The sequence below is a fragment of the Kordia sp. E genome (genome assembly GCF_056033805.1).
The window spans coordinates 461514-474034 of sequence record NZ_JBRASR010000003.1; the positions used below are offsets into that span (position 1 = coordinate 461514).

The 12521-nt window shown below is 33.6% G+C and carries 10 protein-coding genes; 4 read left to right on the plus strand and 6 right to left on the minus strand.

Translation table 11 applies throughout. From position 1 onward, the window contains the following. Position 1: 1 nt before the first annotated feature. Positions 2 to 874, minus strand: coding sequence for a bile acid:sodium symporter family protein (locus ACUUYC_RS15240; RefSeq protein ID WP_474267166.1), 873 nt, complete (start codon positions 872 to 874; stop codon positions 2 to 4). 192 nt (positions 875 to 1066) lie between these two features. On the opposite strand from ACUUYC_RS15240, the gene ACUUYC_RS15245 reads away from it, so the two are divergent. Further along, on the plus strand, positions 1067 to 1531 hold the full coding sequence (locus tag ACUUYC_RS15245; RefSeq protein WP_474267168.1) for a nuclear transport factor 2 family protein: 465 nt from the start codon (positions 1067 to 1069) through the stop codon (positions 1529 to 1531). A gap of 79 nt (positions 1532 to 1610) precedes the next feature. Here ACUUYC_RS15245 and ACUUYC_RS15250 read toward each other — a convergent pair whose 3' ends face one another. Together ACUUYC_RS15250 and ACUUYC_RS15255 are read right to left on the minus strand one after the other, a co-directional pair. Next, positions 1611 to 1820 (minus strand): hypothetical protein, encoded by a 210-nt coding sequence (locus tag ACUUYC_RS15250; protein ID WP_474267170.1) that lies wholly within the window; start codon positions 1818 to 1820, stop codon positions 1611 to 1613. Between the two features lie 424 nt (positions 1821 to 2244). Then, the gene (locus ACUUYC_RS15255) at positions 2245 to 3663 is read right to left on the minus strand and encodes an L-serine ammonia-lyase (RefSeq protein ID WP_474267173.1); all 1419 of its coding nucleotides are present in this window, start codon (positions 3661 to 3663) and stop codon (positions 2245 to 2247) included. A 304-nt stretch (positions 3664 to 3967) separates the two neighbouring features. Here ACUUYC_RS15255 and dnaK point away from each other — a divergent pair, with 304 nt between their 5' ends. Beyond that, positions 3968 to 5872, plus strand: a complete 1905-nt coding sequence (gene dnaK / locus ACUUYC_RS15260) for a molecular chaperone DnaK (RefSeq protein ID WP_474267175.1) — start codon at positions 3968 to 3970, stop codon at positions 5870 to 5872. Positions 5873 to 5991: 119 nt separating this feature from the next. Here the strand turns inward: dnaK and ACUUYC_RS15265 are convergent, their stop codons facing one another. The 3 genes from ACUUYC_RS15265 to ACUUYC_RS15275 form a co-directional block, all read right to left on the minus strand. Then, positions 5992 to 7644 carry an HYR domain-containing protein gene (locus ACUUYC_RS15265; RefSeq protein ID WP_474267177.1) on the minus strand — a complete coding sequence of 551 codons (1653 nt, stop codon included), beginning with the start codon at positions 7642 to 7644 and terminating at the stop codon, positions 5992 to 5994. 209 nt (positions 7645 to 7853) lie between these two features. Further along, positions 7854 to 9956 carry a DNA helicase RecQ gene (gene recQ / locus ACUUYC_RS15270; protein ID WP_474267179.1) on the minus strand — a complete coding sequence of 701 codons (2103 nt, stop codon included), beginning with the start codon at positions 9954 to 9956 and terminating at the stop codon, positions 7854 to 7856. Between the two features lie 314 nt (positions 9957 to 10270). Then, the gene (locus ACUUYC_RS15275; RefSeq protein WP_474267181.1) at positions 10271 to 10915 is read right to left on the minus strand and encodes an alpha/beta hydrolase; all 645 of its coding nucleotides are present in this window, start codon (positions 10913 to 10915) and stop codon (positions 10271 to 10273) included. A 74-nt stretch (positions 10916 to 10989) separates the two neighbouring features. Between ACUUYC_RS15275 and ACUUYC_RS15280 the strand changes: the two genes are divergently transcribed. Together ACUUYC_RS15280 and ACUUYC_RS15285 are read left to right on the plus strand one after the other, a co-directional pair. Then, a complete protein-coding gene (locus ACUUYC_RS15280) occupies positions 10990 to 11409 on the plus strand; it encodes a PaaI family thioesterase (protein ID WP_474267183.1) in 420 nt (139 codons plus the stop codon). Between the two features lie 15 nt (positions 11410 to 11424). Further along, positions 11425 to 12516, plus strand: a complete 1092-nt coding sequence (locus ACUUYC_RS15285; RefSeq protein WP_474267185.1) for a chorismate-binding protein — start codon at positions 11425 to 11427, stop codon at positions 12514 to 12516. Positions 12517 to 12521 lie beyond the last annotated feature (5 nt).

The following is a 12521-nucleotide window of genomic DNA, read 5'->3' on the forward strand; positions in this document are numbered from 1 at the left end:
ATTATTCTTCTGTATCTTTTCGTCTACCAAAATACCACATTAAAATACTTCCTGTAACAAACATCCAAATAGAATAGGCAACAATAGGAATTGCCATGTCTAAATTATTCAAAATTGTAGTAGCAATAACAATAGCAAGTGTTCCGTTTTGAATACCACTTTCCACGGTAATAGAAATAGAATCTTTTAAGTTTAACTTAAATAGGCGAGCAGTTACATATCCTAATGCCATGGTTGCAATATTAAGAACTAATGTAACCAAACCGACTTGTTTCATGGCGTCTCCTAAAAACTTCCATTTTGCAGCAACAATAGCGACAAAAATTAAAATAAAAATTACTGTAGAAGCAGTTCGCATTGGTTTTTCCATGCGTGTTGCAAACTCAGGTTTATAACGGCGAATAATCATTCCAATCGTAATAGGAATTACAATAATGACAAGTATTTGAAGTATAATATCTACTATAGGTAAGTTAATGACAACCTCAGAATTGCTTCCAAAATAATCAAGCGCAAATGATAATATAGCAGGAATCGTCAAAATAGTTGCAAAACTGACAATAGCTGTCAATGTTACTGATAACGCGATATTTCCTTTACAAATCTGTGTAATTAAATTACTTGTTGGTCCACCAGGTGCGGCTGCTAAAATCATCAATCCAATTGCCATCGTAGCATCTAAATCGAATGCAATAGCTAATGAAAACCCAATAATAGGTAAAAATATAAGTTGATTTACAATACCAATAAAAGCAGCTTTTGGATATTTTGTAATTCGTGTAAAATCTTTTGGAACTAAGGTCATTCCCATACCAAGCATAATAATACCGAGCGATAAAGGAAGTAATACTTTGGTTAAAATAGTAGTAATCATTGGTTAAGTTATTTTAGAAAAACAATGTAGTGATAATAAATGAAATGAACTTTTGTAAGACAGTATCTTTTGAACGCTACATCAAACTATTTTTGTCTATTAAAAATTATATTCTGTTAAAAATCTTAAAACTATGATAAATCTCTACTAAGTTTAATTTATTTAAGTTAATTTCCTAAAAAATCAATCAACATGAAACCATATATATTCTTTCTAATTTTAGTTGTAAGCTTTCGCTTGAATGCACAAACGGATGACGAAAAAGCAGCAAAACAAGCAGTTATTCAATTCTTTGAAGGATTTCATCAAAAAGATTCTGTCATGATGCAAGCAGTCGTTCATAAAGATATCATTCTGCAAACAACTTTTATGACCAAAAAAGGAGAAGCAGTATTGCGAAATCAAAAAGCAGATGGTTTTATAAAAGCAGTTGTAACTAGAGCTGACAGTCCAACGTGGGATGAACGTATACAATCATACAACGTGCAAGTTGATGGAACCATGGCAAATGTGTGGACGCCTTACGAGTTTTGGCTCGATGGAAAATTTTTACATTGTGGAGTAAATTCGTTTCAACTATTTAAAGACAATGGAAAGTGGAAAATTATTTATTTGATTGATACGAGAAGACGTGATAGTTGTGATGTTAAAGAGTGAAGTAGAATGTATCTAGATAAAACAAAAAAAGCGAACCGAAGTTCGCTAAACTTTAAAATATAATGTGTTTAATAATGAATTACATTTTATTTGGGTCTAAAGGAACTGGAAAATCTGGATCACACATGGTTTCAAATACCGTTGGACCAACAGTGTTCGTACCACAAGTTGGATACTCTGAATCTTGGCATACACCACAAGATCCTGACCCACCAACAAACTTTAAAATTTCAAAATTTGAAATTGATTTTTTGTTAAGCTTTAATGATTTTAAATTCTTTTTTTTCATAAAACAAGGTTTTAATTAGACAATAAGTCAAAACTAATTCAAAATAGATAAGGCAAAAAATAATATTGCTCGCTATTTATAAATAACGAGTATAAGTGCAAAAAAAAGCGAACCGAAGCTCGCTTAAACATACTGAAAGATTAACATCTAGATTTGCAAACAGCAAGACTAGCTGCGCAATGAGAATGTCCATCTTCTCTGCAGTCTACAAAATCTTGACGACATTGACGTATACAACTGTTTCCTCCTCCAAGAATTTTTACTTGTTCAGATTTAGCTATAGTTTTAGCTCCATTTAAATTTAAAATGCTTTTTAACATGATATAAAGTATTGATTATTATTGGAAGAAAATTAAGAAAACCAATACTTGTAGAAAATAATGATTACCCGAAATTCTTTAATTTCGGGATATAAAATGGACTATTAACAATCTGCTAAGTTTACGCCAACTGCCAATCCACCTTCAGATGTTTCTTTGTATTTAGAATTCATATCCTTAGCCGTTTCCCACATGGTATTCACAACTTTATCCAATGGAACTTTTACATCTTCAGGATTTGTTTCCATAGCCAATTCGGCAGCATTAATAGCTTTAATTGCGCCCATAGAATTTCGCTCAATACACGGAACTTGTACCAAACCACCAATTGGATCACAGGTTAAACCTAAATGATGTTCCATGGCAATTTCGGCAGCAATCATTACTTGTTCAGGTGAACCACCATACAATTCTGTCAATGCGCCAGCAGCCATGGCAGAAGAAACGCCAATTTCAGCTTGGCAACCGCCCATAGCCGCAGAAATAGTAGCACCTTTCTTAAAAATACTTCCAATTTCGCCAGCGACTAATAAAAATCGTTTGATATGACTAAAATCTGCTTTATGGTTTTCAATCACCATATAATACATTAAAACAGCAGGAATTACGCCAGCACTTCCATTCGTTGGCGCTGTCACAACTCTACCTAATGAAGCATTTACTTCATTTACGGCAAGCGCGAAGCAACTTACCCATTTAAAAATTTGACGAAACCTAACGGTTGTTTTTCGAATCTTTTGTAACCAATCTTCAGGAGTAGTATACGGTAAATCGCCTTTTAACTTTTCATGAATATCAAAAGCTCTACGTTTCACATTCAATCCGCCAGGCAAAACTCCTGTCGTATGACAACCTGTATACATACATTCTAACATGGTTTTCCATACACGACGCAATTCGGCATCAATTTCTTCAGGAAAACGTAACAAGGTTTCATTTAGTAACACAATCTCAGAAATCTTCTTTTTTTCTTGATTACAGAAATCAATTAAATCTGTAGCTTTATTTATAGGAAACGGAAAAATACGAATTGGATGATCAGTATTATCATGACTCTCTTTTTCTTTCACTACAAATCCGCCACCAATAGAATAAAAAGTTGACGAATGTAATTTATGATTTACAATTGCATGAAATGTAATTCCATTAGGATGAAAAGGTAAAAAATCTGAATTGAATATAATGTCTTTACTTGGCGTAAATGGAATCTCTTTTTCTTTATTAAAGGATAGAATATTTTGTTCATTGATGGTATCAACAATAGTCTGAATCTTTTCGGTAGGAATCGTTTCAGGGTCAGCTCCATACAAACCAAGCAGCACAGCTAAATCTGTAGCATGCCCTTTTCCTGTTAAAGATAATGAACCGTATAAGTCTACTTTGACAGAAGTCACGTCATCAAAAAGATTGGAAGCTTTTAATTCTTTAATCCAGCTTTCAGCCGCTCTCCAAGGTCCTAATGTATGTGAACTTGAAGGACCAACGCCAATTTTAAGCATATCAAAAACACTGATGTATTCCATTAGATATTCAATTTAGTAAAACAAATATATAGGATTAAGATTAACAAAATGTATGTATTTCATGAAATTTATCTATGAAACGAGCATGGTAAGAAGTTTATCATCTAAAGAAATGATTAATAACGAACAGCATATGGCTGATAAAAAACAAAAGTTCTGCCAACCTGTCATTCAATCTTAGCATAATCGTAAATCTGTCTGACAAAACTTTAGCATTTTAGGGTTGGCATAGTCATTGTCTTATTGGTAATCAGTTAAAAAAAGTGAAATCACAATACAATAGATAAAAGTAAAAAATAAGATTATGAGTAAAATTATTGGAATCGATTTAGGAACTACCAACTCATGTGTTTCCGTAATGGAAGGAAATGAGCCAGTAGTAATCGCAAACGCTGAAGGAAAAAGAACAACACCTTCTGTAATTGCTTTTGTTGAAGGAGGAGAAATCAAAGTTGGTGATCCTGCAAAAAGACAATCTGTAACGAACCCAACAAAAACGGTTTATTCTATCAAACGTTTTATGGGAAACAAGTTTTCAGAATCTTCTAAAGAAGCTGGACGTGTTCCATATAAAGTAGTAAAAGGAGATAATGATACACCAAGAGTAGATATTGACGGACGTTTATATTCTCCACAAGAATTATCTGCAATGATTCTTCAAAAAATGAAGAAAACTGCTGAAGAATTTTTAGGACAAGACGTTTCAGAAGCTGTAATTACAGTACCAGCATATTTTAATGATGCACAACGTCAGGCTACGAAAGAAGCAGGAGAAATTGCAGGATTAAAAGTTAGAAGAATTATCAATGAGCCAACTGCTGCGGCATTAGCTTATGGAATGGATAAGAAAGGACAAGACCAAAAAATTGTTGTTTTTGACTTTGGAGGAGGAACACATGATGTTTCTGTTTTAGAATTAGGAGACGGAGTTTTTGAAGTTTTAGCAACAGATGGAGATACACACTTAGGTGGAGATGATGTTGATGAGAAAATTATTAACTGGTTGGCAGATGAGTTCAACAGTGAAGAAGGAATGGATTTACGTAAAGATCCAATGGCGTTACAACGTTTGAAAGAAGCTTCTGAAAAAGCAAAAATTGAATTATCAAGCACAACTTCAACAGAAATTAACTTACCATATATTACGGCAACAGCTAGTGGACCAAAACACTTGGTACGTACATTATCTAGAGCAAAATTTGAGCAGTTAATTGACGATTTAGTAAAAAGAACAATTGAGCCTTGCCAAACAGCATTAAAAAATGCAGGTTTATCAACTGGAGACATTGACGAAATTATCTTAGTTGGTGGTTCTACACGTATTCCAGCTGTACAAGAAGCAGTAGAGAAATTCTTTGGTAAAAAACCAAGTAAAGGTGTAAACCCTGATGAGGTAGTAGCTGTAGGAGCTGCAATTCAAGGTGGAGTTTTAACAGGAGATGTAAAAGACGTTTTATTATTAGACGTAACACCACTTTCTCTTGGAATTGAGACAATGGGGAATGTAATGACAAAGCTAATTGATGCTAACACTACAATTCCAACAAAGAAATCTCAAGTATTCTCAACGGCAGCAGACAATCAGCCATCTGTGGAAATTCACGTATTACAAGGTGAGCGTCCAATGGCAGCAAATAACAAAACAATTGGTCGTTTCCATTTAGATGGAATTCCACCAGCACAAAGAGGAGTTCCTCAAATTGAAGTAACATTTGATATTGATGCTAACGGAATTATCAATGTTTCTGCTAAAGATAAAGGAACAAATAAAGAGCAAAATATTCGTATTGAAGCTTCTTCAGGATTAACAGAAGAAGAAATCGAGAAAATGAAGCAAGAAGCGGAAGCAAATGCGGAAGCGGATAAAATAGCTAAAGAAGCTGTTGACAAATTGAACGAAGCTGATTCAATGATTTTTCAAACAGAAAAGCAATTAAAAGAATTTGGTGAGAAATTATCTGATGATAAGAAAAAACCAATTGAAGATGCTTTAGAAGAATTGAAAAAAGCATATGAAACAAAAGATGTTACAATTATTGACCCAGCTTTAGAGAAAATTAACGAAGCTTGGAAAGTAGCAAGTGAAGAAATGTACAAAGCGGAAGCTGAAGCACAACAAGGTGGAGCTGCTGGACCAGAAGCTTCAACTGGTGGAGATGATAAAGATGGAGAAGACGTTCAAGACGTAGACTTCGAAGAAGTGAAGTAATTTACTTTAATATATAAAAAAGAAAAGCTCCTCAATTGAGGAGCTTTTTTTATGCGTTACTTTTTCAAAGTACTATTTTATTGTTATATCGAGCACAGTCGAAATAAAATATAAGTTTTTTAATTTTTCACGATTCGTTTCACAGCTATTCTATTGTCTGTATCTTCAAGCTGCATAAAATACATTCCTGCGGCAAGATTTGAAACATCAATTGTTTTTCCATCTGCTAACTGTCCAATGTTTGAAACGGTTTGTAATGTTCTACCATTTAAATCAAGAATACGGACAGCGTTCAATGAAATATTTGTAACACTATTAATCGTAATTACATTCTTTGTAGGATTCGGCGAAAGCCTTATACTATTTGAGAATGCATTTTCGTCAACACTTAAATTTTCATCTATCGTCACATCAAATGAACACATGACAGCGTTTCCTGCCAAATCAGTAATTGTAAATGTATTTGTAGTAGTTCCTATCGGGAAATCACTTCCACTAGCCAAACCAGCTGTTTGCGTAGGAACATAATCAATTTCTAAAAGATATCTGTATGCAGTACCATTTGTTACGTCATTCCAGCCACCGCTAGATTGAACTACTGTATAATCTTCATTTCCGGCATTATTTGGCTCACCAGGATTCCAATTGTCGTACGTTGAAGTATCGCCACTTTGCCATACAAAGCTTCCTTCAGTAGCTGTGTCACTGAAACCAATAAGTACGTCTCCAGCTCCTCCAACAGTATTGATGGCTTCTGTAATCGTTGTATTGTCTGTGGCATTTCTAATAGTACCAACAAATCCACCTTGTGCAATTGCATCAGTAAAAGCATTGTCTGGCGTAAATGTATTGTCTGATAAATAATATGCTTTTCCGTTAATATTTGTCAACGGTGTAAAGTTTGTCAATGGATTAATTAATACACAATTATCAGTTGGCGTTAAAGCGTAATTGACCACAGCTGTTGTATCTCCAAAGTTTGCAGCAGTTTGCATAATATTTGCAGGACAACCAGCAACAGGATCTTCATTGTCAATAACTGTAACCGTAAAACTACAGCTAGAAGTATTGTTGTCAGAATCAGTAACGCTCATAAAAACTTCTGTTACACCTACTGGAAATGTAGCTCCAGAAGCTAAACCAGAAGTAACTGTTGGAGTCAACATTCCATCTTCAGTATCATTTGCTGTTACATTATAATTTACAACAGTATCACATTGTCCAGGAGTATTGTTAACACTAATGTTTGCGGGACATGTTATTACTGGCGAATCTCCAATAGACTCAAATAATTGGACATCCGCAATTTGATTAATGGATGAAGTTCCACAAGTTCCTGTAAAATTCACTCTATAATATGTGTATGAATTTGTGTTTGTAAATGAAAATGTTCTTGAAAAGAAACGTGTTGAAATACACGGAATTGTTCCAGTTGCAATGCTTGTATACATCGTACCATCATTAGATCCTGAGATTTCATAGTTTGTAGGATCTCTTTCGGGCGCATCGTTTGCTGTTACGAACTCCATGGCGATAGCAGTTTTGGCTACGCCTAATAAATCTACTTCAAAACCGATACCGTCAAAAGCATTGAAATCTAAAAATTTAGTATTAGAATTCTGGTCAATAACGTTTTGTACAGCTTCTCCACCAGGCGAGTTTACACTTCCAAAATTGGTAGCTGTATGAATGGAATCGTCAAAAATTCCTTGTGCATAGGTAAAAGAAACTCCTGTACAGAGCAGGAGCAAAAAGAGTAGTTTTTTTTTCATAATTGGTTGGTTGTTAGTTTTAAATAAATTAAAGACAGGAAGTTAGCTGAAATTTATAAAACTATCAAATTTTTTATCGAAAGTATGAAAAGAATAAAACCAGGAGGAATACTAAAGAATAGTAGAGTAATACTGCTAAAAAAATCCTTTAGTTGCTATGGATGTACTTTTAAAATGACTATTTTTTTCAAAAAGGTTAATACGATTGATTATGCTTCATTATTTAAAACGGTTAATCCAACACGAATTGTAGCATACGGAATTGCTTCTTCAAAATGCTCAAAATATGCTTTCAACGTATCTGGATCTCCAAGTGTTTCTTTTGCTTCTCTAATACTCTGTAAATCGTGCTTTTCAATAAATTGCATCAAATTGATATCTTTTCCTTCATCATACAATTTAGAAATATGAGAAAAAATAGTAGTTTCGGCAAGTTTTCGAACTTCCGCAATCTCAGGGATTGATAAACCTTGTTGGTATAATTCGTAGGTCTTTTTTGTAGTTTCACCTTTATTACGTCTTGGCTTTTTTTCTTTTGAAAATGCTATAATTTCTTTGATGAATTGGTATCCATAGTTTTCTAACTTTCTACGTCCAACACCATTAATTTGTATAAACTCTTCGTCCGACATTGGCCGCTCTATCTCCATTTCTTTTAATGTAGCATCACTAAAAATTTGATACGCAGGAACTTCTTCTTCACGAGCAATTGTAAGTCGTAATTGACGTAAACGTTCAAACAATGAATTCTTCGATGCTTTTGGAGTTTTTACTTTTTGTTTTTCTTCTTCTTTTTTCGCTTCTACTAAATTTGCTAAATCAACTTTCTGTGCTTTAAACAGTACATCTTTTGCAAATTGCGTGAGCTTTAATTTATTATTTTCATGAAAAGCAATTTCTAAATATCCTTGATTAATTAATTGTGTCAGGTATTGTTTCCAGTCAAGCCAAGCTATTTCTTTTGCAATTCCATAGGTTTTTACATTTTCATAACCTTTTTCAAAAATGGTGCTATTTTGTGCGCCACGCAGTACGTCAATTACAGTTCCAATAGGTTCTTGTCCGTCTAAACGAGCAACTGTAGATAAGGCTTTTTGAGCTATAATAGTTCCATCAAAAAACTGTGGTGGATTTTCACATACATCACAATTTCCACAATCTTCACTAATTAGTTCTCCGAAATAACTCAATAAAATTTTTCGACGACAACTCAATGCATCTGCATATTCTTTCATGCGATCCAACTTCGCAAGTTGTACATCTACATTTCCAGAATTTTGCGCAAATTTCTGTAATTGAATCACATCACCATAACTGTGAAAAAGCAAGGTGTTTGAAGGCAATCCGTCACGACCAGCACGACCAATTTCTTGATAATAACCCTCTATGTTTTTGGGTAAATTATAATGAATAACCCAACGTACATTCGATTTGTCAATTCCCATTCCAAAAGCAATCGTAGCACAAATCACTTGACATGCATCATTAATAAAGTCTTCTTGAATTTGAGAACGAATATTATGTGCAATTCCTGCATGATATGCCATGGCATTTACATTAGAAGCTTGCAATTTCTCAGCAACTGTTTCGGTAGCTTTTCGACTTAAGCAATATATAATTCCACTTTCGTTTGGACGATCTTGAATAAAATTAATAATTTGTGTCACACGATCATTTGCAGGACGAACTTCTAATTTTAAGTTCTTACGATCAAACGAGGCAATATGTTGTGTTGCATTTGGGATATTTAGTTGATTTGCAATGTCTTCACGAGTTGCTTTATCGGCAGTTGCTGTTAATGCAATTACTGGAATATCTGGAAAACGATTCTTTAAATAACCAAGATTTGTATACGCAGGACGAAAATCGTGTCCCCAAGATGAAATACAATGTGCTTCGTCAATAGCAATTAGGCTAATTTTTTGACTTGTAAAAATGTGTTCTAAGTATGATAAACTTTCAGGAGCTGTATATAATAACTTGATTTCGTTTGCTGCAATTTTGGCATAAATTTCTTGTTGTTCACTTTCTGACTGACTACTATTAATATACGCTGCGGCAATTCCGTTTGTAGTCAATCCATCAACTTGGTCTTTCATCAATGCAATCAAGGGAGAAATAACAATTGTAATTCCTTCTAATAATAGTGCTGGCAACTGGAAACAGATCGATTTTCCGCCACCTGTAGGCATAATAACTAAGTTGTCATTTCCTTCAAAAATTGAATGAATAATTTCTTCTTGCAATGGTCTAAATTGGTCGTAACCAAAATATTCTTTTAGGGTACTTTTAATTTTATTTAGGGCTATCATATCTTACAAAGAAAACAAAAAATAGCTACTTATGAGTAGTTTTATTTTCATTAATTCTAAATAATATTCAATACAAACGAAGCGATTTTATGACAAAAAAATGACAAACGTAAAAAAGCACAACGTTTTATAACGTTGTGCTTTTTAAGATTGGTTGTGATTGGTTATTTGGTCGTTGTTGAGTTAAATTTAGGTTTTTTAGGAAATCTTCAATTTAACTCAATATTTTTTTGATGCAGTAAACTTATATATAAAATAACACTTTGCATTACGTGATCGCCGTACAATAGGTAGGTAATTTTCGTAAATATTTATTAATCAGCAAGTTCTAAAAGTACATTTCCAGACATTTGATGCGTACCTTCATAAGTGTTGAAAAAGTAATTATCTCCAAACAATAATTGCATCTTTTCAAGTTCTTGTCGCATGCGTTTTTCAGTAAAATATTCATCTTTATCTCCAACAATATTAATCACTTTGGTTGTATTGTGATTGATAAACTCAAAATCTTCAGTTTTTAATTCATGTGGAATACTTCCTGCGTAAATTATTAATTTGGTACATGGAATTTTATAACGTGCAACCCAACGCAACGCCACAGAAACACCTTGCGAAAATCCTAAAATATAAAAATTTACATCATCAGGAATTTGCTCTGAAGCATAAATAGCATTTAAATTTTTCATCACATTTTCAATTTCCTTTTGGGTATTTTCTTTTGTGAGCCAACTAGCACCAACATGTTTATATTCGTTTTTTAAATAATACTTTGATGAAGCTTGTGGAGCAATAATATAGTTCTCTTCAGGGTTTAATGCTCCAAAATAAGCTGCAAAATAGCGACTTAAAAAACCAATTCCGTGACAAGCAAACCATACATTCTTAGTTTTAGAAGTAAGTTTGTTAACTGTCGTATATGTATTTGTGATTTCGTATGATATTTCTTTTTCGTTCATCATTAAATTTGCGCTAGTGTTTTGTATTTTTGTAATATCAAAAAATGATTGTTGATACAATTCTATAAATATATTAAATGAATTTAAAAAAAGACGAAATTCTGAAACAACTCAATGCAATTGTTCCAAATACATTGCTTGAAACGCTTCAAATTTCATATACAGATGTTGGAGAAGATTACTTGACTGCAAAAATGCCCGTAAATCCAAGTGTGCATCAACCACAAGGATTACTGCATGGTGGCGCAACTGTTGCGTTGGCAGAAACAGTAGGAAGTACAGCTTCACATTTATTCATTGATGCTACAAAATTTAAAGTAAAAGGATTAGAGATTTCAGCAAATCATTTAAAAAGTAAACGTGAAGGAGAAGTATTTGCTACTGCACGACCAATTCATAAAGGACGCACAACGCATTTATGGGAAATTAAAGTAGAAGATGAAACAGGAACATTAATTTCATTGTGTAAATTAACAACGATTGTATTGCCTAAATAATCTCAACGGATATTCATGATTGAAACTTTAGCTGCACACTTTAAAAAAAACTTGCCTTTTGTTGCGTATCGTAAGCCGAATGCGACGTTGATGAGTAGTATATTTCAACATGATGATATTGTACATGAAGTTTCAAACTTTACGGAAAGCGGATTTGTATTTGCTCCGTTTGATGCAACAAAACAAGCAGTTTTAATTCCGTTTAGAGCTATTCAACAAACTACAATTGAGGATATTTCAATACCTGAAGTATCAGTTATTTCAGAGAATATTTCCGCGAAAGCGCATCAAAAACATATCAATTTAGTTGCAAAAGGAGTTGATACGATTCAAAACTCAGATATAAAAAAAATTGTATTATCTCGAAAAGAAGAAATTACAACAGAGAAAAATCCTTTTACCTTATTTCAACAATTGTTGACTACATATAAAACAGCATTTGTATACATTTGGTTTCACCCGAAAGTAGGAATGTGGCTTGGCGCAACGCCTGAAACTTTAGTACATGCAAAAGGAAGTACATTTACAACGATGTCTTTAGCAGGAACACGAAAACTAGAAGAAAATGTAGCAGTTTCTTGGGATCAAAAGGAAATAGATGAACAACAAATTGTCACAGATTATATTGTAGATCGATTACAAGATGTAACGTCTAATGTTACGGTTGGTGCGGTCGAAACACATCAGGCTGGAAGTTTAGTTCACTTGCGTTCGATGATTTCAGGACGAATTTCACCAGCAATCAATATAGGAGATATCATTACAACTTTACATCCAACGCCAGCCATTTGTGGTTTTCCAACGGTTGAAGCAAAAGCATTTATTTTGAAGGAAGAAGATTATGATCGTAAATTTTATACAGGATATTTAGGCGAATTGAATGTGCGTGAAGAAACTTCAAGAAATAGAAATCGAAAAAATCAAGAAAACAGCGCATATAGAGCTGTGCGAACCAATTCGGAATTGTATGTAAACCTTCGTTGTATGGAGTTAAACGATACAAGAGCAACACTTTACATTGGCGGCGGAATTGTCAAAGATTCAAATCCAGAATCGGAATGGCAAGAAACACTTGCTAAATCACAAATAATGAAACGAGTATTATAAAAAGT

Excerpts from the sequence above, each read along its gene's own strand:
- ACUUYC_RS15240 (WP_474267166.1), bottom strand. The coding sequence starts at position 874 with ATGATTACTACTATTTTAACCAAAGTATTACTTCCTTTATCGCTCGGT.
- ACUUYC_RS15245 (WP_474267168.1), top strand. The coding sequence starts at position 1,067 with ATGAAACCATATATATTCTTTCTAATTTTAGTTGTAAGCTTTCGCTTG.
- ACUUYC_RS15250 (WP_474267170.1), bottom strand. The coding sequence starts at position 1,820 with ATGAAAAAAAAGAATTTAAAATCATTAAAGCTTAACAAAAAATCAATT.
- ACUUYC_RS15255 (WP_474267173.1), bottom strand. The coding sequence starts at position 3,663 with ATGGAATACATCAGTGTTTTTGATATGCTTAAAATTGGCGTTGGTCCT.
- dnaK (WP_474267175.1), top strand. The coding sequence starts at position 3,968 with ATGAGTAAAATTATTGGAATCGATTTAGGAACTACCAACTCATGTGTT.
- ACUUYC_RS15265 (WP_474267177.1), bottom strand. The coding sequence starts at position 7,644 with ATGAAAAAAAAACTACTCTTTTTGCTCCTGCTCTGTACAGGAGTTTCT.
- recQ (WP_474267179.1), bottom strand. The coding sequence starts at position 9,956 with ATGATAGCCCTAAATAAAATTAAAAGTACCCTAAAAGAATATTTTGGT.
- ACUUYC_RS15275 (WP_474267181.1), bottom strand. The coding sequence starts at position 10,915 with ATGATGAACGAAAAAGAAATATCATACGAAATCACAAATACATATACG.
- ACUUYC_RS15280 (WP_474267183.1), top strand. The coding sequence starts at position 10,990 with ATGAATTTAAAAAAAGACGAAATTCTGAAACAACTCAATGCAATTGTT.
- ACUUYC_RS15285 (WP_474267185.1), top strand. The coding sequence starts at position 11,425 with ATGATTGAAACTTTAGCTGCACACTTTAAAAAAAACTTGCCTTTTGTT.